Source organism: Microcystis ichthyoblabe FBCC-A1114 (genome assembly GCF_050500245.1).
In the GTDB taxonomy this organism is placed as follows: Bacteria; Cyanobacteriota; Cyanobacteriia; order Cyanobacteriales; family Microcystaceae; genus Microcystis; species Microcystis ichthyoblabe_A.
Map to the genome: position 1 here is coordinate 1597939 of NZ_CP191408.1, position 23781 is coordinate 1621719.

General features: G+C 43.2%; 17 protein-coding genes and 1 pseudogene. 5 read left to right on the forward strand and 13 right to left on the reverse strand.

The window, feature by feature from the left end; all coding sequences use genetic code 11:
• Positions 1 to 244: 244 nt before the first annotated feature.
• From ACQY1Y_RS07800 to ACQY1Y_RS07845, 10 genes and pseudogenes are all read right to left on the reverse strand, one after another.
• A complete protein-coding gene (locus ACQY1Y_RS07800) occupies positions 245 to 1588 on the reverse strand; it encodes a 2-succinylbenzoate--CoA ligase (RefSeq protein WP_430014311.1) in 1344 nt (447 codons plus the stop codon).
• Positions 1564 to 2529, reverse strand: a complete 966-nt coding sequence (locus tag ACQY1Y_RS07805; protein ID WP_430014312.1) for an o-succinylbenzoate synthase — start codon at positions 2527 to 2529, stop codon at positions 1564 to 1566. The genes ACQY1Y_RS07800 and ACQY1Y_RS07805 overlap by 25 nt, the downstream gene beginning before the upstream one ends.
• Positions 2530 to 2719: 190 nt before the next feature.
• A complete protein-coding gene (locus tag ACQY1Y_RS07810; RefSeq protein WP_430014313.1) occupies positions 2720 to 6463 on the reverse strand; it encodes a beta strand repeat-containing protein in 3744 nt (1247 codons plus the stop codon).
• Between the two features lie 154 nt (positions 6464 to 6617).
• Positions 6618 to 7115, reverse strand: a complete 498-nt coding sequence (locus tag ACQY1Y_RS07815) for a DUF3368 domain-containing protein (protein ID WP_002748339.1) — start codon at positions 7113 to 7115, stop codon at positions 6618 to 6620.
• A complete protein-coding gene (locus ACQY1Y_RS07820; protein ID WP_002739258.1) occupies positions 7112 to 7357 on the reverse strand; it encodes a UPF0175 family protein in 246 nt (81 codons plus the stop codon). Before ACQY1Y_RS07820 ends, ACQY1Y_RS07815 begins: the two co-directional genes overlap by 4 nt.
• A gap of 168 nt (positions 7358 to 7525) precedes the next feature.
• Positions 7526 to 7810, reverse strand: a pseudogene (locus tag ACQY1Y_RS07825) (DUF4351 domain-containing protein); the annotation flags it as partial.
• Between the two features lie 13 nt (positions 7811 to 7823).
• Positions 7824 to 8774 (reverse strand): Rpn family recombination-promoting nuclease/putative transposase, encoded by a 951-nt coding sequence (locus ACQY1Y_RS07830; RefSeq protein ID WP_430014314.1) that lies wholly within the window; start codon positions 8772 to 8774, stop codon positions 7824 to 7826.
• Positions 8775 to 9377: 603 nt separating this feature from the next.
• Positions 9378 to 9635, reverse strand: coding sequence for a hypothetical protein (locus tag ACQY1Y_RS07835; protein WP_024970739.1), 258 nt, complete (start codon positions 9633 to 9635; stop codon positions 9378 to 9380).
• Positions 9636 to 9784: 149 nt separating this feature from the next.
• On the reverse strand, positions 9785 to 11326 hold the full coding sequence (locus tag ACQY1Y_RS07840; RefSeq protein ID WP_430014315.1) for an HMA2 domain-containing protein: 1542 nt from the start codon (positions 11324 to 11326) through the stop codon (positions 9785 to 9787).
• A gap of 471 nt (positions 11327 to 11797) precedes the next feature.
• Complete coding sequence (locus ACQY1Y_RS07845) at positions 11798 to 14020, reverse strand: molybdopterin oxidoreductase family protein (RefSeq protein ID WP_430014316.1); 2223 nt, start codon at positions 14018 to 14020, stop codon at positions 11798 to 11800.
• Positions 14021 to 14262: 242 nt separating this feature from the next.
• Between ACQY1Y_RS07845 and ACQY1Y_RS07850 the strand changes: the two genes are divergently transcribed.
• Positions 14263 to 16227, forward strand: a complete 1965-nt coding sequence (locus tag ACQY1Y_RS07850; RefSeq protein ID WP_430014317.1) for a DNA polymerase III subunit gamma/tau — start codon at positions 14263 to 14265, stop codon at positions 16225 to 16227.
• 87 nt (positions 16228 to 16314) lie between these two features.
• The gene (grxD, locus tag ACQY1Y_RS07855; RefSeq protein WP_002739803.1) at positions 16315 to 16638 is read left to right on the forward strand and encodes a Grx4 family monothiol glutaredoxin; all 324 of its coding nucleotides are present in this window, start codon (positions 16315 to 16317) and stop codon (positions 16636 to 16638) included.
• Positions 16639 to 17101: 463 nt separating this feature from the next.
• Here the strand turns inward: grxD and ACQY1Y_RS07860 are convergent, their stop codons facing one another.
• Positions 17102 to 18841 carry a mechanosensitive ion channel family protein gene (locus ACQY1Y_RS07860; RefSeq protein ID WP_430014655.1) on the reverse strand — a complete coding sequence of 580 codons (1740 nt, stop codon included), beginning with the start codon at positions 18839 to 18841 and terminating at the stop codon, positions 17102 to 17104.
• Between the two features lie 182 nt (positions 18842 to 19023).
• Between ACQY1Y_RS07860 and lipA the strand changes: the two genes are divergently transcribed.
• From lipA to ACQY1Y_RS07875, 3 genes are all read left to right on the forward strand, one after another.
• Positions 19024 to 19923, forward strand: a complete 900-nt coding sequence (gene lipA, locus ACQY1Y_RS07865; RefSeq protein ID WP_103111402.1) for a lipoyl synthase — start codon at positions 19024 to 19026, stop codon at positions 19921 to 19923.
• Positions 19924 to 19978: 55 nt separating this feature from the next.
• Positions 19979 to 20170 (forward strand): hypothetical protein, encoded by a 192-nt coding sequence (locus ACQY1Y_RS07870; protein ID WP_159250034.1) that lies wholly within the window; start codon positions 19979 to 19981, stop codon positions 20168 to 20170.
• Positions 20171 to 20292: 122 nt separating this feature from the next.
• Positions 20293 to 21420 carry a class I SAM-dependent methyltransferase gene (locus ACQY1Y_RS07875; RefSeq protein WP_069475370.1) on the forward strand — a complete coding sequence of 376 codons (1128 nt, stop codon included), beginning with the start codon at positions 20293 to 20295 and terminating at the stop codon, positions 21418 to 21420.
• Between the two features lie 47 nt (positions 21421 to 21467).
• Here ACQY1Y_RS07875 and bchB read toward each other — a convergent pair whose 3' ends face one another.
• Positions 21468 to 22994 carry a ferredoxin:protochlorophyllide reductase (ATP-dependent) subunit B gene (bchB, locus tag ACQY1Y_RS07880; protein ID WP_430014318.1) on the reverse strand — a complete coding sequence of 509 codons (1527 nt, stop codon included), beginning with the start codon at positions 22992 to 22994 and terminating at the stop codon, positions 21468 to 21470.
• Between the two features lie 155 nt (positions 22995 to 23149).
• Complete coding sequence (locus ACQY1Y_RS07885; RefSeq protein ID WP_002740297.1) at positions 23150 to 23746, reverse strand: ParA family protein; 597 nt, start codon at positions 23744 to 23746, stop codon at positions 23150 to 23152.
• Between the last annotated feature and the right edge of the window lie 35 nt (positions 23747 to 23781).

Genomic DNA, 23781 nt, shown 5'->3' on the forward strand with positions numbered 1-23781 from the left:
TCTTTACTTTAATGGGGATGATAAACCTTCCCATTATTGCCTGAGCGGTCAATCTTTAGCAAGATAGCTATCAACTTTTAACATTCATTAATAAAATGAGCCAGAGATTGCCATTACCAGCAATTCCTCGGCAAAAAATGGCGATTTTGTCGCCATATACCTAGTAAATCCCTTGGCTTTTGGCTGGTAAAATGACGCTAATTTAGGAAACCCTCATAACTCACCATTAAGATAACTGCTATAATTATCGTCTGGGGTTTGACTCGGTGTCAAAACAAGTTTCAGCTAATTTAATTAAATTGGTTCGATTAATCTTGCCTTGGGGACTTTTTGGTATCTCTGGTAATTTTATCCAATGTTTCGGCAGTTTATAATTGACTAATTTATCCTTAATCTGGGATTGAATACTTGTCTGGTTTATCTGAGAGTTAACGGGTACATAAAAAGCGACAATTACCTGTCCCCATCGAGAATCTGGCAATCCTAAAACCACCACATCTTTAACTAAATTAGTTTGTCTAATGGCAGTTTCTACCTCAAAAGGATAAACATTTTCTCCTCCGGTAATTATTTTTTGACTATCCCGACCAATAATATATAAATAACTACTTTCATCCAAGTAACCTAAGTCATCGGTCTCGAAGTAGCTTGCTTGATTAAGATGGGGATAATAGCCTAAAAATAAAGATTTCGCTTCAATAATAATTTTCTGGTTATCGGGATTAATTTTTATCTGAGCATGGGGTAATAGCTGTCCACTACTATTATTTCCTTGTCGAAAATCTTCCGGTTTAAGGGTGACAATTTGTGAGGCAGTTTCCGTCATTCCATAGGTGGGAGACAGAGAAATATTATATTCTCTAGCTTTTTCTAGTAAAGATGGCCATGCAGGAGAACCTCCTAGTAAAACTGTTTTAAAATTGGCTAACCAGCGAGGATCATTTTCTAGAAAAAATTGTAATTGACTGGGGACTAAAGAGATAAAATAATCTTGAAGATTGAGATTATTTACACGCTTTTGTTTGATTTTATGGTAAGGAATAACAGCAAAATCTCCCCCCGTTAAAAAACTTCTCAGAAACTGCATTAAACCACTAACATGATATAAAGGCAGTAGGCAAAAACAGTTAACCTGCTTGACTTGAAAATATTCAGAGAAACCTTTAACAGAAGCAGTTAAAGTTAACCAGTTATGGATAGCAAAGCGAATTTTTCCCGAGGTTCCTCCCGTGGGTATCATCAGAGAATTAGTCAAAGGATTGACAGGAGAAGAATTATAGTTAAAAACCTTGATATTTTCGCCAAAAATATAATCGGGTTGCACCAGAGAGAAAACCTGTTCCCATTCGTTAGTTTTCCAGTCAGGATTAGCTAAAAATAGGCAACTTTTTGACCTGACGGCAGCCAAGAATATCGCTAAGAATTTAATGGGATTGCCTTCGGCCAGCAGCATAGTTAATCGAGGATTATCTGCGGCGATAAATTGCTGATAATAGGACTGATATAATTGATAAAATTTCTGGCTATTGTATCCATATAACCAATCTTTTTGACTGAGATATGCTAATTGTTTGCTGATGTCGTCCACAGTTTTTCTAACCAATCGGGGTCACTATCATTAAACCATTGTTGCACACCAAAACCTAAAGCTCGCTCCTTTCTGGGGTATTCTTGTGCTAGACGTAAAGCAGCTTTTCTGCCGATATTAGTTTCTAAAACGGAGGAAAATACTAAATCTAAGGGATATTTTTTCCAGAGATTTCTTAACCCTTGGATTGAACCATTAATAGCAGGTTTAATCACAAAAATTCCTCGCCATCCCCGTTGATAACATTCCTCTATTTGTTGCAGATTGGCCACCGATTCATCTAAAGCAATCCCTGTGGTAAAATCTTGACTTAATTGCCACATTTCCGCTAATTGAGACGGGGGTAAAGGTTGTTCAATAAATTCAATTATTTGACATTCATCGGCAATTTTTAACCAGATTTTACTCTCAGCAATACTTAATCCCCCATTGGCATCTAAACGCAATTTAATTCCCCTGGGTAATCGGTCAATTAATTTTTCAAATAAGGTTAACTCCTGCTTGAGAGAATTAACTGCAATTTTCCATTTATAAGTATTAGTTTGATTAGTGGCTAAAATATCATCCAGACAGGGAAATACTGCCGTACCAGTGGGCAATAAATAACTATAATTTCTCGGTTCTAATTCTCTTGATTGATTTTCTATACTTAAATCTTCTAAAGCTGATTCAAAGGCAAATTGACAAGCAGGAAATTGTTCAGGAATAGAAAAAATTGAATTTATTGATAGGGGATTTTCGAGACTTTGACAGAATAATATTGCGGCCGATAATGTTTCTGAACCAAATTCAGGTAAAGGAGCAATTTCTCCCCATCCTATACGTCCATCTTCCGCTTCTAAGCGAATAATAATTCCTTCCCTAATTTCCCAGAGTCCGTGATGGGTTTGTAGGGGACGCAGCAAAGGACGCTGATAAACACGAAATTGCCAGAAATACATGATTAACTATAAGTAGTCGTGAAAAGCTTAACATGAGCAGGCGTTGGGTTTCATGCTTCAAACCAACCTAAGTTCTTTATAGAGTTTGTCAGCGAAACGTTTTTTTGTTTTAAAGTCCAGAAAACGGGTTTCTAAATAGTTTCTTGAAGAAACCCGTTTTCTAGGTGACTTAGAAGGAGAGCTTAGAAACTTAGATAAAGAAATTACCCACTGGAATGTTCCCTAAAGCTGGTAAAGTGCCAGTAAATCCGGTGATATTTATTAATAAATCATTGCTGGATTGGAAGCCAGCCGCGCTATCATTAATAACGAGGTAAGTTCCAGCTATTGCACCGGTTGTTACCTGCACTAAGGCGGCACTATTAACCCCTAATCCTTGATTACCTGTAATCGCTCCATTAGCATCAGTAAATACCTGATTGATTAAATTGTCTAAAGTGGTGACAGTGCTATCAGCAGCACGACTGAAACTACTAGGCGCACTCATGGCGTTTCCAGTTTGAGTTAATAAGTCTATTTTATCACTATTGATGGCAAAATCTGTGATACGATCGCTTGTTGATATGGTAGATTGGCCAAATTGGAAGATGAAAGTATCTGCACCATTACCACCGGTTAAAGTATCAATTCCCGCACCTCCATTGATTTGATTATTGCCACTATTTCCGGTGATATTATTGTCACCAGCGTTACCTGTACCATTAATATTATTAGTGCCAATTAGTCTGAGGTTTTCGACATTGTTGGGTAGGGTGCGAGTGAGAGTGCTTTGCCAAGTATCAGTAATGATAACTTCTCCTATTCCTCCTTCGGGATTGATGGTAGCATTAACGGGATTTGACAGGGTTACTGTAAAAGCTTCATCAGGTTCATTGAGGTTATCATTGAGGATGGGAATGCTAATAGTAGCGGTGGCAGTATTAGGTGCAATGGTGATAGTTCCGGTTTTGCTAGTGTAATCTACATTGGCGGTAGCATTAATCGGTGCAGTGGTATAGTTGAAGGTAATTGGTTGTGAATTGGGGTTATCAACTGTGACGGTGAGGATGGCATTATTATCTTTACCTTCCACTACGGTGATGTCATTGATGGAGAGTTGCGAGGTGACAGTGGTATCGTCATTATTAATTGTCCCCGTAACTGGAGTAGTCGTACCTATCGTATAACCTGTCCCCGCAGCAAGGGTTAAAATAACAGTTTCGTTACTTTCTACTATTGTGTCAGCAGTGGGGTCAACTGTTACGGTAGCAGTGGATGAACCAGCAGCAAAGGTGACAGTATTGGTAGTCCCTGTACGAGTGTAGTCGGTATTTAAAGTCGCTGTCCCTCCGAGGGTGTAATTAACCGTTAAAGGATTAGTTGTTACTCCGCTACGAGTGAAGGTATAAACCAGATTTGTTGTCCCGTCTTCGGTAACACTTGCGGGAGAAACTGCTAGGGTGATGGTGGGAAGAGTCGGACTAGCAACATAGCTAAAATAACTAGCAGTTAGACTTAATGCTGTTTGATTGTTGATAACCGCAATAAGTTCATCTGGTTCGCTGCCTGGTTTGTTGATGTAGAGTTTAGTATTAGAACCAGAAACCGATAACAGATAGTCACCACTTGAACCCCGTAGTTGAATTATATCATCAGTGGTGTTAAAGTCGGCAATTGTCGCGTAGTCGTTATCACCCGGAAGGGTGCTATTACCGTCATCATAGAAGGTCTTTGTAGTATCTGCAAGGATAAAGCGATCGTTTCCTGTTCCTCCTTGTAGATAATCTTGTTCTCCTATACCGTTATTGGTTCCTTGTAGGGTGTCATTACCATTACCCCCATAAATTCCACCGTCGAATCCATACTGAGCTTGCTCATTTCCTGCTCCCCCCAACAACACATCATCACCGTCTCCACCAACAAGACGGTCTTGTCCATCGTTGCCATTTAAAGTATCATTGCCATCACTACCATCTAAAATATCACGCCAACCAATGCCGGAGATAATTGAGTCATTGCCACCACCGCCATTAATTATACTGGCATCACCACTGAGAGCGCTGAGGTTAAGAACATCATTACCACTACCACTGGTAAGATTAATAATTTCAATAGATTGAAAACTATCGCCAACTGAAGATGTGCCGTTTGTGCTATTAGTATAGGTGATGGTAATAGGAGCAGTTTGGCCACCATAGTTTAATAACATGGAATCGATACCTGAACCACCGTTAATAGTATCGTTACCTTCTCCGGGATCGAGATAATCATCTCCTGAACCCCCGTCTAAGCTATCATTCCCATTACCCCCATAAATTCCAGCATAATATAGAGATATGCCAACTATAAACGAATCTTGATCATTTCCTGCTCCCCCCAACAACACATCATCGCCATCTCCACCAACAAGACGATCTTGTCCATCGTTGCCATTTAAAGTATCATTGCCATCACTACCATCTAAAATATCACGGCCAACGCCGGAGATAATTGAGTCATTGCCACTACTGCCATTAATTATACTGCCATCACCACTGAGAGCGCTGAGGTTAAGAACATCATTGCCACTACCACTGGTAAGATTAATAATTTCAATAGATTGAAAACTATCGCCAGCTGAAGATGTGCCGTTTGTGCTATTAGTATAGGTGATGGTAATAGGAGCAGTTTGGCTACCATAGTTTAATAACATGGAATCGATACCTGAACCACCGTTAATAGTATCGTTACCTTCTCCGGGATCGAGATAATCATCTCCTGCGCCCCCGTCTAAGCTATCATTCCCATTACCCCCATAAATTCCGGTGTTGAAGTAATAATTCCAATATTGTTCATTTCCTGCTCCTCCCAACAACACATCATCGCCATCTCCACCATAAAGAGCATCCTCTCCATCGTTACCATTTAAAGTATCATTGCCATCGCTACCATCTAAAATATCATGGCCAACGCCAGAGATAATCGAGTCATTGCCACTACTGCCATTAATAGCACTGCCATTACCACCGAGAGCGCTGAGGTTAAGAACATCATTACCACTACCACTGGTAAGCTTAATGATTTCAATAGATTGAAAACTATCGCCAACTGAAGATGTGCCGTTTGTGCTATTAGTATAGGTGATGGTAATAGGAGCAGTTTGGCTACCATAGTTTAATAACATGGTATCGATACCTGAACCACCGTTAATAGTATCGTTACCTTCTCCGGGATCGAGATAATCATCTCCTGTACCCCCATCTAAGGTGTCATTGCCATCACCACCATAAAGACCATAACTATTCACCCAGTATGAATCACCGTCATTACCTGAACCTCCAGACAAAAGATCGTCTCCATTCCCTCCTTCTAGGAAATCTGCTCCATCACCAGCATTCAGGGTATCATTACCTCCCAACCCATAAATCCTATCATCCCCAGATGTTCCCGTAATATTATCATTCCCTGGCGTTCCTGTAAAATCCGCCTGTTCTACTTGAATAATTTCCCCATTTACTATAATTGTTGTCTGGTCATTCTCTCCTCGTAAAGCGTCTAAGGTTGCCACATCCAGACTATTTCCCTGCACCAACTCTGCAAAAATTGCTCCCTCATCTCCCGCGCTATCCACCGGATTAATTTGAGCATCCACATAATGCCCAATTTCTTCTAAAATTACATTAACTATCGCTGCTGACGAGGCCGTATTTAAAAAAGATGCTGATAGATAAATCTTATTGGTACTGCTGGAATATGCACCATTTGCCGTCCCCAAAACCTCATCACTAAGTACCTCAATTGGGGGAAGTTGACTAAAATTTCGGCTTTGCCACTGTTGTCGTAATTGCGTCGCCTTAACCACATCATAACTTGTGCCAAAAGCGGTGACCAAATTCGCCCAAAAACCATCAGATTGAGCGAAATCGAACAAAATATCGTCAACAGCAGGAAGGAGGGGCAACAGTGAAGAAGTCATGACATTAACAGCAGAGGTTTATTCCTAACAGTTTTAGCATAACAATGGCCAATTTTTCAAGACCCCTGTGACAGAGATTAACATTGATCGGGAAAACTGTATTTCTAAATCATTAGTTTTTCTGAATATTGTCTCTCAATTCCCCCCTCACAACTTAATCTAATTCATTTGCAGTTTGCAAAACCTCCTCATAAAGTTGATGACTGATGCGAAAATTTGCTTGGCTAATTAGAGACTCCATTATCGGTTTAACCTTAGCAATCAATCCTCTATTTTTAGCGATTAAAAGAACTCCTAGAACCCCCGTAATTGACAGGCCCAAACGCACAGCCTCCCTCCGTCCAAGACGCTCATCAATTAACAATTCATCTGCTTTTAATTCTAAGGCAAGAGCGATTGCTTCTGCTTCGCCAAGATCTAAATTATATTCATTCCTCAAACAAGCCACAAGTTCTAAATTAGCGGCTTGTTTAACCTGTATCCAGTTCAGAGAAATTATCGCTTTAATGCGGATATCTTCCTCAGTTAAATTGGCTAATTCATTGGCAACTGCTTGGGGAATAACAACATTAGTATAAATATCTTTTAAGATTGACAGATAACCAACAAGAGCAAGACTGCTGAGAGGAGAAGTATCGCTAATAATAATCATAGCCAACCTTTCTCTTTTAAATGCTTAATATCTTGCTGAAACTCAGCAACATCATAGTGAATACAAATTCCTCGTTCAGAAAGCATCCGTTGAAACTTGATTTGATTAATACCTAATAACTCACTTGCTTTTCCTAAGCTAATCTTATCTTGTTGGAATAACATAACAACAATTTCCTTCAACAGTTCATCCTCTGATAAACCACTTGCTTTAATCACTTCTTGGGAAATAACTAGAGTCATATTTTCTCCGTATTTTGATAAGAATTATACAAATGCTATCCTATGTTTTGCGGTCTGTCAATTCCCTTTGGCAGACCTCACTTCTAACTGTTAACTGTTAACTGAAATTCCCTCTCCGAAGCAATCTTACCCCTTGTCATGGCGAAGATGCGATCGCTAACGTCAAACCTAGGCAGTTAAAGTATTTAACCAATTGATTAAATCTTCAACCGTAGAGAAATCGAATAAAGCTTCTCCTAATACTTCAACATCATCAATACTTAACTGCATGATTTTAGTTTCCAATGAAGGATTAATCTCCCCTAACTTGCGTTTAAGTTGACGAAGAATCAATGTCTTTTCCCGTTCAATACCTTGTTCGATACCGCGTTCAATACCTTGTTCGATACCTTGTTCAATACCTTGTTCGATACCTTGACGCATCCAACTGGTGGTAATTTGCATAACTCCCTCGAAATTACAAGCATTATAAAGTATTTAACCAATTGATTAAATCTTCAACCGTAGAGAAATCGAATAAAGCTTCTCCTAATACTTCAACATCATCAATACTTAACTGCATGATTTTAGTTTCCAATGAAGGATTAATCTCCCCTAACTTGCGTTTAAGTTGACGAAGAATCAATGTCTTTTCCCGTTCAATACCTTGTTCGATACCGCGTTCAATACCTTGTTCGATACCTTGTTCAATACCTTGACGCATCCAACTGGTGGTAATTTGCATAACTCCCTCCTGTACGGGTTGACTAAATGTGCTAATCTCTTCTTGAAATTGTATCTCTTCCACCGAATTTAGATTGAGATATGTATCAATAAATCCGGAAATTAATTGCATTCTCGCTGAATCTAACCTTAAAGTAATTAACAAGCGCAGACATTCCGCTTTTACCTTGGCTCGCTCTTTCTCGGCAATGTTCATCTTCGCCATCAAAGCTGAAGCAACCGGATTCGGTTGATTAAGAAAATCTCGCCAATTTAATCGATTTAACTGCACTACTTGATAGTTAAATTCTAATACCTTAAAATCGGTAAAATCGACTACATATTGACTAATCGCTTCTCTTTTTGGCTTTGAATAAGAAAAAATTACAATCGGATAAATCGGTAAGACAAATTTCTCATGAAAGCGAGCAAAATAAGTAAACATTCGCCGATTAAACCACTTGCGGGAACTTTCCTGCGCCTCGACATGAATCAGAAAAAAAGATTCTTTTCCTCGAAACTTAACCTGTGCGACTAAATCGCTTTCATGTCTTTCTCCTTCCGTGACATCGGTAAATACTTCTTTGTCTAAAAAAGTAATCGAGTTTCTATCTAAATAATCCATCAATTGAGGAAAAAATAACTCAATAAATTCGACAAAAAAGGTGGAGATTAACTCCTTAAATAAGCGGTCATGGTCAATATTATTAGTCATGTAATGTCATCTTAACTAATCTGAGCGATGAATGACTACTCTTATCTATTGTATTCTGAAAAGTCGGTTTTGGCAACGGATTGTTATGACCTCACCCCCTTAACCTACAGCGATTGTCAAATTCGCCCAAAAACCATCAGATTGAGCAAAATCGAACAAACTATCGTAAACAGCAGGAAAAATCGGCAACAGGGGAGAAGTCATGACATTAACTGCAAAGGTTTATTGCTAACAGTTTTAGCCCAACAATCCCCAATTTTTCAAGGGTGCTATCACAAAAATTAACATTTATTACAAGAAAACGGGTTTCTCAAAGAAACCCGTTTTCTAGATATTGATTTTAGCCAAAGAATGTAAAAACGCTTCAAAATACTCGCTTAATGCTTCTTTCCAGGGTTCATCATAATTGGCGGTTTCTGATGTCATGTTTATTAAGATGATTTATTTAATATAATAGCCTTTTTCGTTTATGAGTAATTTCTGGAAGTCCCTAGCCAAAATAAATAAGACCCTAAACTATCTCCCTGTAACGCATTAAAAAAACGTTCATTTGCTGTGACCACTTGACAGCTTTTATTCACTGCCAAAGCTAGATAAACACAATTATAAACCACCTGTTGTATTCTCACAGCAATCTGTACTATCACTAAAAATCCACCCCGAATAGTGTTGATGTATCTCTTCAAAAATTCGCCTCGATTCAGCATGAGTGCGTGTCTGAGTTGTAGTTTTATCTAAGCTTGGTACTGGTTTAAACTTTACTGTCACCTCTAAATCAGTTTCTTTAACTTCCACGGGAATATCTAAATGCAATATTCGGTCTTCACCCAGATGAGAACGTAATTTAACTTGCTGTATCATAGTTATTTCCTTTCCTTTTTTAGTGAGTAATCGACAGTAAACCTCTTGCTACTATAATAGCTATTTATGTCATTTGAGCGCGAACCACTTGACACTGCGACTCTTTTGTGCAGACAATCGCCAATTTTTCAAGACCCCTGTAACAAAAATTAACATTTATTGCAAGAAAACGGGTTTCTTTGAGAAAGAAACCCGTTTTCTAAGAGGTTAGGCTTCGGGGAGCGCAGGCTGTTCAGTTCTGCGAGGATGGCTGAACTGCCGTTGATTGCGGCGGCTGCCACCGGGTTGAGTCCCCAAAATGCCCCGACTGCCACCACTAACAGGTTGGGCAGAGTAGCGATCGCCAAACTCTCATAGGCAGTGGCAAGGGTATGCCGGGCCAGGGCAAAGGTGTAGCCAAGGGGCTGGAGATCCTGGCTGTGCAAGATGACATCGGCGGCTGCTGCAAAATCCCCTCTCCCTAGAGAAATGACCACCTGATCCTCCTGGGCAGCCAAGCAATCACTACCACTGTCGGTTATCCAAGCCACCCGCTTACCTTGGCGGAGCAACTGTTCTTGGAGTCCCTCAACAGCAGCCCCATCGGTGGCGAAGTAGATGCACTGAGAAGGGATGCCCCAACTCACCAGCAGCTCCGGGGTAATCAAGTCCTGGAAACTTTCGCGAGTAAAGGCCAGAGTATCCACCTGAGCCAGCTTTTCCAGTACCCTGGCATTGCGGATATAAACGCCTTGTCGCGCTGCCGCCGTCAGGGACGAAACCACTGCCAAGGGAGTAACGCCCCGCAGAGAAACCCCGATGTCAAGGGGTAACAGCGCACTCGCACGCCCCAAGTCTCCCGTCAGGATTGCCCAAGTGCCACTCAGGAACAAAGTGGGTAGGATCGCTCCTTGGGCGACGGGTTTGAGGTTCTGGAGTAGTTCGGTTTTTTCGACGGAATCTAGCCACCCTTCTCGATCTGCCTCGGGAACGGGAGCGAACCGCTGCCGGTCAGAGAGCCAGTGGATTTCTGCATCTTCTTGCTCGAACAGCAGGTATAGCTCGTCTTCTAGCTGTTGGAGCTTGCTCCGGCGCAGGCTCTCTCCCACTGCTGCCAGATTGAGGGCGAGTGCGCCAGCGATGTTGTTACCTTGCAGCAGTTGGTAACTCAACCAGAGGGCATCGAGGCAGTCTATTGTCACTTGTCCCTGCTGGGTGAGGGCTTGGCTAACCCTCTGCCAGAGAGGAATTGAAGCCGCAAGGACAATTCCCCCCACAATCGAGAAGGGCAGTTCTAGGGGAGCAGCAGCGATCGCCACAGCCAGGGTTAAGGCCGGCATCCCTAAAGTTGGCCAAGTCCCCTGATTTCTAGCCCCGACTTTCTCGTTTAGGTCTGGCTCTCTTTCCCGGCCGGCCGCTAGGATGGCCGCTTGCAAGTAATTCAGGAGGGCCGTTGCTGACAGCATTTCCGCCTGGTAGGAGACAATCAGGGAGCAGGCTGCGGCATTGATGCGGCTCTCGCTGATAGCAGTGGTTCTCAGCAGCGATCGCTGCAAGCGTCTGGCAAATTCGTCATCCCAATTGAGGCGGGGAATGCGAATTCGCAGCCGTCCCGGAATTTGATGGGCGACTTGCCAATCTACCCACTCAGGGGGTGCTGGGGAATTTGCTGCCGCTTGAACTGGCGCGGGAGTCAGAGTTGTTGTCGTCATGGTGAGGTGATTCAAGAGGGGCTACCGACTGGCAGCGGGACGAACAAGACATTCAACAGCAGGCTGACAGCAGTGACGCAGATGATACCAGTTTTCGACTTCCATCTAAAAATCGAAAGAAAAGTATTAACCGATTACACCATAAAAAAGTTATGAAAGAAGTGCATTCAGCTAATCTAAGGATAGGCGGTTAAAATGCGTCTTGGCTTAATAGCAATAGACATCTTGTAAAAATCAAAAATTGTTGTTGGGGTTAGGAGTCAGTAGCCAGTAGTCAGTAGTCAGGAGAATTAAGAATGAATAATAATCAGTTAAATGGTCTATTTACAGACTTGATGCCATTTAATCCTTATTTTTGACGTTTTTGAACCCTGAAAAATTAATTATGCAAGAGGTTTTTAAACACAAACTACCTATCAGATTGTGGAGAATTGGTATTACAAAAGTAACCAAAGGGAAAGCCAAATTTGATTAAGGAGTTGCCAGAAATTGACTGGGAGATAATTCGGCATTAACTAAAGACTTTAACGGGATTAATTTGACAGCACAAGCTTTTAATTCTGGTTGCAGGGAAATCGGACAAGCGGCCGGATGGGTGAGACTATTGGCCTCAGAATTTTCTGCCCATAGGGCCCCCCAGTGCATCGGCACAAAGACACAATTAGGAGCAATTGCTTTGGTAATTAAAGCCGGAAAACGGGCAGAACCGCGACGAGAACGCACCTCCAACCATTCCCCAACTTCTATGCCCAATTTTGCCGCATCTTGGGGATGAATTTCCAGAAAAGGTGCGGGGTGCATTTTGACAATTTTCTCGATGCGGCCGGTGCGGGTTTGGGTGTGCCAGTGACCGTACAAACGCCCCACGGTCAACACTAGGGGATAATCATCGTCGGGGGGTTCCGCTAGACCTTTACTGTGGTAGGCGGCGAAAACAGCACGACCATCGGCAGTATTAAATTTACCATCGGTATAAAGGCGTTTTGCGGCTGTTTTTTCGCTTTTATCGTGATCTTTAACTAAATTCCCTAGTAATTCCCCGGAATTAGCGGTTTTAGGGGCGGAAATTTCATCGATGGAATCGGGCCACGGTCGGGGAGTCTCGGCCAGGCGCTCATAATTAATCCCTGTCATATCACAAGGACGTTTATAGGTCAAGCGGGCAAACTCGGAATATACCTCGGCCGAATCCTGAAAATTAAATTGTGCCTCAAAACCCAAACGGCGACCGACTTCGGCAAAAATTTGCCAGTCGGCCCTAGCTTGACCAACGGGAGGGCGAAAAGCCTTATTTAAAGTCACCATGCGCTCAGAATTGGTCATTGTTCCCGTTTTTTCGCCCCATTGGGCTGCTGGCAGTAATAAATGGGCATAGGCGCTGGTTTCCGTGGGATAGTAGGCATCCTGATGGATAGTAAAAGGTGATTTTAACAGGGCCGCCTTGGTGCGTTCTAGATCAGGCATACTAACGGCCGGATTAGTGGCGGCAATCCAGAGAAGTTTGACCTCTCCCGTCTCCAAACCAGTAATCATACTCCAAGCATCGCGACCGGGGACCGGAGAAATCCGACCAGCAGGTAAACCCCAAGCTTGTTCCACTTCGGCCCGGTGTTGGGGATTTTTGACGGAACGATAACCGGGGAGAAGATGGCAGAGGCCGCCGGCTTCCCGTCCTCCCATGGCGTTGGGTTGTCCCGTTAGGGAAAAAGGACCAGCCCCCGGCCTACCGATATTAGCCGTCATTAAGTGTAAATTGATTAAAGTGCGGGCTTTGGCCGTGCCTTCGCTGGATTGATTGATACCCATCGACCAAAGGGAAAGGACTCTTTTCGATTCGGCCCAGTAGCGGGCAGCCTTTTCTAAATCCTCGATGGGGATACCGCATTTAGGGGCGACGATTTCCGGGGGATAATGGCGGATAATTTCGGCGTATTTGGGGAAATCTCGGGTACATTTATCGATAAAATAGGTATCGATCGCACCCCAATTCAGTAACAGGTGAGCAATACCGTTAAATAGGTCAATATCGGTCCCCGGGTTAATGGCGAGGTGGAGATTAGCGGCCTCGGCGGTTTTTGTCCGGCGGGGATCAACGACGATTAATTTCGCTTCTTTGTTACCTTTGAGATACTTGTGCAGACGGTTAAAGATGATGGGGTGACATTCGGCCGTATTTGTCCCCACCAGAAAGGCACAATCGGTTAATTCTAGGTCATCGTAACAGCAGGGGGGACCGTCGGACCCGAAACTGTCCCGATAAGCGGCCACGGCCGAAGACATACAAAGACGGGAATTAGCATCAAAGTTATTGACTCCCAGACAGCCCTTGACCAGTTTTTGGGCGATGTAGTAATCTTCGGTGTGAAATTGTCCCGAACCGTATAGACAGATACTTTCCTTTTCCCCCTGAGCGATTAGAGTTTGGATACGGTTAACGATGCGATCGAGGGCTTCTTCCCAGGTACAAGGACGGAATTGCTCTTGGAGAGAATCGCGGATCATCGGGGTTTTGAGGCGATTTTTATCGATTGATTCCGCTACGGTGGCCCCTTTAACACAGACCATACCTTGACTGGAGGGGTGGGACTTGTCCCCGAAGACTTTCCATGCTTGTCCGGCCGACGCGGGGGGGGTGACTGTCAAACCACAACCTACTCCACAGTAAGGACATTGGGTTTTTGTAGATTCAGTCATAAGCAGTTGGTCTGATTAGTGGCGCTGTCTTTAGGCATACTAAGATAGTCGGCAGATTTTCTCGGCAAAATTGTAGTTATTAATACAATTTATTAGAAGCCTTAGCTAAATTGCCATTCTTGTGATGCAAATCGCGCATTACAACTGGCTAGATAAAAAGCATACACTTGTTCTCGTGTTGAAAAAGAATCGGCATAGGATAATAGTAGTCTCTAGGGTGCGGAAAAAGTTTTCAGCCAGTCATGACCTACGAACCTCTACATCATAAGTATCGTCCCCAAACCTTTGCCGATTTGGTGGGACAATCAGCGATCGCCACGACCCTGAGTAATGCCTTAATCAGTGAGCGAATCGCTCCTGCATACCTATTTACTGGACCCAGAGGCACGGGGAAAACCTCCTCGGCGCGAATTTTAGCCAAATCCCTTAACTGTCTGTCTAGTGACCATCCGACACCGATTCCCTGCGGTAAGTGTTCCGTCTGTCAAGCGATCGCCAATGGTTCCGCTTTAGACGTGATCGAAATTGATGCCGCTAGTAATACCGGTGTGGATAACATTCGGGAAATTATCGAGCGATCGCAATTTGCCCCCGTCCAATGTCGTTATAAAGTCTATGTCATTGATGAATGCCATATGCTCAGTACGGCGGCCTTTAATGCTTTGCTGAAAACTCTAGAAGAACCGCCAGATCGAGTGATTTTTGTGCTTGCTACCACCGATCCTCAGCGTGTCTTGCCTACTATCATCTCCCGTTGTCAACGCTTTGATTATCGCCGTATTGCTCTCGATGCGATGGTGGCACACCTGCAAAAAATCGCCCAAATAGAAGCGATCGATATTAACCTAGAAGCATTAACCCTAGTGGCTCAGATCGCTAACGGTGGTTTACGCGATGCCGAAAGTCTTCTTGATCAATTAAGTTTACTCGCAGGAACGATTACGGCCGAGCGAGTCTGGGATTTGGTCGGTGCAGTCCCCGAAAGAGACCTTTTAACCCTACTTAAAGTCATTCATAGCAATATTCCCGATCAAGTTATCGAACAATGTCGCCATCTGATGAATCGCGGGAAGGAACCTTTAATCGTCTTGCAAAATCTAGCGGGATTCTATTTAAACCTACTTTTAGCCAAAACCGCCCCTAATCGTCCAGAAATGGTGGCTGTCACTGCTCCCACTTGGCAGGATTTGTGTAAGGAAGCGCGTACTTGGTCTTTAGAGGAAATTCTCCGCGGTCAACAACTGCTTAAAGACAGCGAAACGCAACTAAAAAACACCACTCAACCCCGTCTCTGGTTAGAAGTTACTCTATTAGGACTGTTACCGCAAGCACAGGTGATTCCGCTAGTTGCCACGGTAGCGCCTTCCCGTCCCCAAACCAGCGCCGAGAGGCCCCCGGAAGTGATCACAGCACCGGCGCCGGTTAATGAACCGATAAAACCGCCAGTTATCACCCCGACAACTAGCGTCGCAGTGCCGAAAACTGAGGTTAAAACTGTTACCAGTGATGACAATCATGAACAAATTTGGCAGCAGGTTTTAGAAGTAATGGAACCCCCCACTACTCGCACTCTCCTACGTCAGCATGGCAGTCTTTTTAATATGGAAGAATCGAGTGCTTATTTAAGCATATCTTCGGAACAATTATTAAAAATGGCCCGGCTACGATTGACTAATATTGAGTCAGCTTTCGAGGCAGTTTTTCAGCGCCGGATTAAAGTCCATTTACAGGTAGGTTCCGCCACTGCTGCCATGGCTGCGGAAGTTTCCCCATCCCCAGCGGCCAGGATACAACCACCACCAGAAACCGCACCAACCCCACCAATAACTCTCGAAAATAAAGTTATGACCGCGGTGGATATTCCTCCAGTCAAAGAAGCAATTATCGATAAAAAAGAAGCAAAGATCACCGCGTCGGGAAACCCAAAAACTTCTAGCACAGAACTGCCCCAAAAAATCTTAAATTTTGATTCATCTTTAGAGACATTAGATCAAGATGTCGATGTTAGCGAAATTTTGGCAGCCGCTCAAAAGTTAGCGAAATCTTTTGATGGTGAACTGGTCAATATGGGTTATTCACTGCCAGAAAATTCGGCCGCAGAAACTAAAGTTAATAAGTCTCTGGAAAATATGACTATCGTGCGCGGGAGACCTGATGTTAACGAAATTTTAGATAGTTTGGAGGAGGACGAAGACCTTCCTTTTTAAGGCTATCCCAACGGCTTGTGCTAAACTGATAGGATATGCCACGTCTCAGGATTGGCTATTCTTGCTCAAATTCTAGCTACTAGACCTATGACACCCGAAACTAAGGCCAGAATCGATCAATTAATCCAGAATAACAAAGTTCTTGTGTTCATGAAGGGCAATAAATTAATGCCTCAGTGTGGTTTCTCGAATAACGTCATACAAATTCTCAATATTCTGGGGGTTTCCTACGAAACTGTCGATATTCTCCAAGATCAGGAGTTAAGACAAGGAGTTAAGGAGTATTCCAATTGGCCGACTATTCCCCAAGTCTATATCAACGGTCAGTTTATTGGCGGTTCCGACATTATGATCGAACTCTATCAAAATGGGGAACTACAACAAATAGTCGAGGTAGCCTTAGCTTCCTAAAAATTTTCTAGGTTAGGTTAGCTATCCTAACCTAGTTTAAATCTACCAAACAGTAATCAGTGATCAGTGATCAGTGAAAAGACGGCAATTTTCTACTTAGGGTTTGCGGCAAAAAGTACGGGCGAAGCATTCGGGCAATAAGGGACTTGCGTGGGAATAATATCCCAATCGATCGGAGGGCGCAAGCTTTGCGCCCCTACAGTAACGGATTTTGTCCACAATGTAGGGGCGAACTGCGTTCGCCCAAAAGGTACATTATCAAAGCGCAAGTCCCTAACCTATCGGTGAAACCGTAGATTTTCTATCCGAATGCTTCGCCCCTACAGGACGCGGAGTGATAACTGCACTGATAACAAATCCGTTTTTAATAGTGTGATTAACTCTCAAGTTATGAATTGTTTCTCCCTTATCCCCACACCCCACTCTCCTATACCTTTTAAACAGGATTTAGTATCACTCCCCTTTAAAACTGTCCCTTGAATTCCTCTCTATCTTGTGCTATCAGGAAACTTTGTTGGGGAATACCGATGTGAATTCCCTTCTCCTCAAAAGCAATTTTTAGACGACGACGATACTCTCTTTCTATGTCCCATTGTCGTAATCTTTTGACGACAATTCTGAGCATAATTTCCATCCCCGTGTGAGAAACCCGACTAACACCAGCAACCTGCACGGGATCGATGATATCTTCTTGCCATTGTGGATCTACAGCCATATTTTCAGCGATGGCTGCCATTAAAGAGATCGCCAGATCTGGCTCGGTCTGATAGGCGACTTCGATGGTAAAATCGACCCGCGCCCAATCTTTACTGAGGTTGTGTGCGGTGATAATTTGGTTATGGGCAATAGTGATTAAACGTCCGTCGGCAGCCCGCAATTGAGTCGCTCGCAAACTCATATTTTCCACCAAACCAATAAACTCCTGAAACTGGACCATATCACCGACGGTGTATTGATCTTCAAAGACAATCAGAAAACCGTTAATCCAATCTTTTAAAAGATCCTGAAAGGCAAAGGTGAGCAATGCTCCCACTAAACCGGCTCCCGTGAGTAAAAAGGCGAAAGAAAGACCCATCCAACTGAAAAAAATCAAAATTCCCAGAAAAATAGCGATAAATGTGATAATTTCTCGCCAAACTTCTAATAAAGTGGGAGCGCGGAGAATCCTCCTTTCCAAATTTTCCGAAAAAACCGCTCCTTCCTCTACCCACTCGCGTAGTCTGGAATTAACGTAGAGATTAACCATATTGCTCACTGATGTCATCAGCAACCAGATGATAAAAATCTGTAAAGGAATACGGATTATTCCGCGTCCTTCTAGCCTAGTTTCGGGAAATACATACAAAATCGCCGCTATTCCGGCAAACCAAAGCAGTATCAGTCCAATAAGAGCCAGTCTTTTCCAGAGAATATTTAGCGTTAGTTGTCGCTGAATATCAGCCTGTTGACGGAAATTAGAGGAATCTCCTAGAGCGGCTAAAATCGGCTCTTGGGAGCGATCTTTTCTGGGGGGGGAATTTATGGGTAAATTTTGATCGGATTGCCTTTTAGCTTGTTTTTTGAGGAGATTAAAGCGATTTCTTAGGTGTCTCTGCCACCAAATTGATACCCAGCTTAAGAAAGTTAGCCCCAAAATAATTATAGTGGCAGTAATTACCTGTTGCCGACGAGGGGCGGGCTGACGTTCTTGCCAAGCTTGGAGCAAAGCTGTTTGGATGATTTTAACCCATCTGTCCGCTAAATCGCCAACCGAAGAAGAATCGATCAGGGCATCAACTTCTGTTACTGTCAGAATTACCTGTTGCGGTAACTTCTGGTTATCCTTGGCCACAATCACGGTTAAATTATTGAGAGTCGCCGTACTTACTTGCAGGGTTGTCGGATCGAAACCCCGATTGATAATATTATTTAAGCCCCTCTCAATGCGCCTAGCCCGTCTTTCTACCGGGGAGAGTTCCCGGGACTCAGAAGCGGTAAAATCTTGGGAGGCAATCTGAAATAAGGCAAATCCATCTAGATGCACGGAAGCATATTCTATATCCCCGGCTACAAAAATCCTTGTCCCCGTGGGAGATACAAATGGAACTAGAAAATTTTGGCCTAGGGATGGCAGGGAATTAAGAACAAATATACTAACCAAGAGGCAACCTGCCAATCCTTGAAGGACCAGATTGAAAATTTTTCCCCGTTGCCGTCGTCCCATTGCCCAAGTTTCCTTTTTGATTAACAATGATCTTGACTCGCTTTCTCAGCTTATGACAGTTATCTTAAGGGTGAGATCAAAAGTTTTCGTTTTGGGGAGTCGGTCGTCTCTCTCCCTTGTCCCCTCTCCCCACTGATTACTGATAACTGGAATCCCCAACCCCCAACATTAGTTAACTTCTCATGTCCAATATACCCCCACAGTGGCGCGAGGAAATTACGTCTTTACCCGCTTGGTTACGGCGTTCACTCGGCAAATCTAGCGAAATTTCCACGGTTCAGCGCATTATCAAACAAAGGAACATTCATACTATCTGCGAGGAGGGTCGCTGTCCCAATCGCGGCGAATGTTATGCCCAAGGTACGGCGACTTTTTTGTTGATGGGTCCCACCTGTACCCGGTCCTGTGCTTTTTGTCAAGTGGATAAGGGTCATGCACCCATGCCTCTCGATGTGGAGGAACCGCAAAAAGTGGCGGAAGCGGTGCAATTGTTAAATTTAAGTTACGTTGTCTTGACTTCTGTAGCCAGAGATGATATGGAAGACGGCGGAGCCAGTTGGTTCGTGCGGACGATGACAGCCATTCGCGAACTCAATCCCCACACTTTAATTGAAGTGTTAACCCCGGATTTTGCTGGAGGTAAGGGAAGTCAACAGGAACGGGTGGCGACGGTGGTAGGGGCAAAACCTGCCTGTTACAATCACAATATCGAGACGGTGCGCCGTTTGCAAGGACCAGTTAGACGCGGGGCTAAATACGATCGCTCTTTGGCGGTTTTGCGTTATGTTAAGGAAATCGATCGCTCAATTCCGACTAAATCTGGCTTAATGGTCGGTCACGGTGAGACAAAAGAGGAAATTATCGAGACTTTGGCAGATTTACGCGCGATCGACTGCGATCGAGTTACTATTGGTCAATATATGCGTCCTTCTCTGGAACATTTGCTCGTACAGAAATATTGGACTCCCTCAGAATTTAGCGAGTTGGGAGAAATTGCCCAAAAAATGGGGTTTTCTCAGGTTAGATCTGGCCCCCTAGTCCGCAGTTCCTATCATGCGGGAGAGGAAATCAGTTATCAGTGATCAGTTATCAGTTATCAGATGTAAGTTTTAAGTTAATTTTTGTAAATCTACCAAGTTGGGATTTTTACGGGGAAACTCTCGGCTAAAATTGGGCGTTACTTTCGATTTTATCACTCAATCCAAGCCTTTGGGGGGTTCTACCCCCCAAACCCCCCGTTGGGGGCGTGGCGCCGCCCCCAAACCCCCGCGCATTAGTTTTTCGGTGGGATGCTTACACGCAGCTGCTGATACGTCTGTAATAATTTAAGAGTCACTGATAATTGCTGATTGTCGGTATTTTTGCAAATGTTAGATGCACCCTTCCTAATTCCCACTTCCTAATTCCCACTTCCCATTTCATAATTCATAATTCATAATTCCCCGATCAAGATGAATTTAGAAGCAATCATCCTAGAGGAAATTAAACAATCAGTAGCGGGTCGAATTAGCTTTGATCGCTGGATGGATTTAGCTCTCTATCACCCTGATTATGGCTATTACACCTCTGGAAAAGTAGAAATTGGCTCAAAAGGAGATTTTTTTACTTCCTCGTCTCTAGGGGCAGATTTTGGCCAATTGTTGGCAGAGCAATTTGTCGAGATGGCGGAATTTTTGGGCAATTCGCCTGGATTTACTTTAGTGGAAGTGGGAGCAGGTTCGGGGATTTTAGCGAAGGATATCCTTGATTATTTAAGTGATAGCTATGCTGATTTTTATCAAAATCTCAGTTATATAATTATCGAACAATCTCAGAAACTCAGGGAAAGACAACGGGCAACTTTAGCGGGATATTCCCCGGTATCTTGGCAAAGTTGGCCGAATTTAGCCGATAATTCCCTTGTGGGTTGTGTGTTTAGTAATGAATTAATCGATGCTTTTCCTGTCCATCGAGTTGTGATTGAGTCGGGAGAATTACGAGAAATTTATCTGGGATTGGGGGAACCTTTTCAGGAGATTATCGCAGATTTATCCACCGACAGAATCAAAGACTATTTTGATTTAGTGGGGATAAATATTCCCTCCCCACTTTATCCGGAGGGTTATCAAACCGAGGTAAATTTATTAGCTTTAGACTGGTTAGAAACGGTTAATCGGAAACTCGATCGAGGTTATATCTTAACCATAGATTACGGTTACACTGCCGAAAAATATTATCATCCCCAAAGAAGTCAAGGAACCCTACAATGTTATCGACAACACCAGCGTCATGATCATCCTTATTTGTGGGTGGGAGAACAAGATATTACCACTCATGTGGATTTTACTGCTTTACAACGTCAAGGGGAGAAATTAGGCTTAAAAAATCTCGGTTTTACTCAGCAAGGATTATTTTTAATGGCTTTGGGATTGGGGGATAGATTAAATCAACTTTCTCAAGGAAAAATCGATATATTAACTATATTTCAGCGTCGAGATGCCCTACATCAATTAATCAATCCCACCGGTTTAGGAGGATTTGGAGTGTTAATTCAGGGGAAAGGAGTAGAGGAAAAAATACTTCAGGGATTAAGTAAATAACTAAAAAAAAGGGCTGAATGCTGTTAACTTTCAGCCCTAAGAAATGATTAAGCTCCTACGGATTCTTTAGCGGCATACATTACCTCTAAAGTTATTTCACCAATACCTCGCTCCCGGGCAAATTTTTCGGTATTTCGTTTGACTTTCCCGCGCACAAAACCGGGTATTTTCTGCAATTCTACCGTAGCTTCCTTATTCCAATTTAGGTCAGAATCTGCCGAAATACCTTTAGTAATTACCTCTTTGGTATCATGACCACCGAATATCTCTAATAGGTGATCTTCCATACCCAAAGTAAAGGAATTATAGACCAAATCGGCGATCTGATTAGTGCCTTCGTAACCTAAGAAAGGTTTATAACCGAGGGGGAAATTTTGGATATGAATAGGTGCGGCAATTACTCCACAGGGAATATCTAAACGTTTGCCGACGTGACGTTCCATTTGAGTACCAAATATCGCCGCTGGTTCTAATCGAGCAATAGCATCCCCTATCGCCCCATTATCATCACTAATTAACACTTCATCGCAATATTCACTCACTTGTTCCCGGAACCAATCGGCATCATACTTGCAATAAGTCCCCGCTAAAACCACATGAATTCCCATCTCCCTGGCGAGAATTTTTGTCATAGCGGCTGCGTGGGTATTATCACCAAAAACCACCGCTTTTTTCCCGGTTAAATTCTGACAGTCGATGGAACGAGAAAACCAAGCAGCCTGGGAGATATGCAGAGTTTGTTCATTGATAAAATCTTCGTAATCTACTGCCGCACCTTGAGCATTAATTACCTCTTGAATTTGGCGAATACAGCGTGCTGTTTCCACCACTCCCATGGGGGTAATATCAACGTAGGGCATAGCAAATTCACTTTCGAGATATTTGGCTGTCATTAATCCCACTTCTCGATAGGGAACCAGATTAAACCAAGCGCGGGGCAGATTTTTTAAGTTGTCCACCGAAGCAGCTTCGGGGATAATTTCGTTAACTTCAATGTTCAAATCTGCCATTAACCGCTTTAATTCCGTGCGATCATGTTGGTTATGGAAACCGAGGGTGGTAATACCAATAATATTAACCGAAGGTTTAGGGGTTTTCTGGGAGATAATTTCCCCTTTTCTCTGGGCCTTATCGAGATAATACTTGATAATTTGATAGAGGGTTTTATCGGCCGCTTGTAGTTCATTATAGCGATAGTGGTTGACATCGGCCAGCAGCACATCTCCTTGGGCATCCTGTCGCGCTCTTTCGACAAAGTTTTGTAAATCCTCTTGGAGAATACTGGAGGTACAGGTGGGGGTTAAAACGATTAAATCGGGACTTTCTTCGCGATCTTTGCGAACAATATTATCGACGACTTTTTCTTGGGAACCCCGGGCTAAAACATTACGATCGACAATACTAGCAGTGACGGGGGTAAAATTACGCTCCCTTTCCAACATCGAGCGCATGACGTTAAAATAATCGTCTCCCAGAGGAGCGTGCATGATAGCATGAACATTTTTAAAGGAACTGGCGATCCTTAACGTGCCAATATGAGCGGGACCCGCATACATCCAATAGGCCAATTTCATAGAGGGTTCTCCTACAGTCAGACTTTTTTGATTGTCTCAGACTTTACGGATTTAGGAGTGAACACTTAACGGAAGATTACAAAAAGTCCCCATGCAGATTAAGTATCTTTTCGGGGGAAAATGACACAAATGTTAATATTAACTTTTTTAACAATTTATGTCATGAGGGCAAAAATTTCTTTACCGACCGCTTGGTAACAAAGCCAACCGAAATTGGACCGGGGGTCGGGATAATCTTTGACGATGACTCCCTTTTCGGCCGCTCGTTCAAAAGCGACTAAACGGGGAATTTCTCGCTTAAATAGCGGTAATTTTGCTTCTTCTAGAGCTTTCCGCGCTTCCCGTCCTGTTTTTGTCCGTGAATCCACTTGGGTTAAAAGAACTCGATAATTATCGGTCATCGTGGACAGCAATTCTGCCGCTTTAATGGTGACATCGATATCTAGATGATTGGGAGTGGTGGGTAGGATTAATAAATCGCTGCCCTGAGCTAAATCTTTTAACTCGTCTGGCTCCGGCCGGGCCTGGGTATCGACGATAATATGAGTGTATTGTTTCACCAGTCCCGTCGCTCCAGCTTGGGACGCTACCATAAAAGGAAGGGTGTCTTCCCGGGACCAATGGAGAGCCGAACGATTTTTATCCGCATCAATCAATAAGGTGGGCGCTTTTTCTTGAAAATAGGCGGCCAAATGAATCGATGTGGTGGTTTTCCCGACCCCTCCCTTCAGTGCTACGACGGAAATAATCATGAACGGCTCGATCGAATAAGTGAGTATTTTCTAGT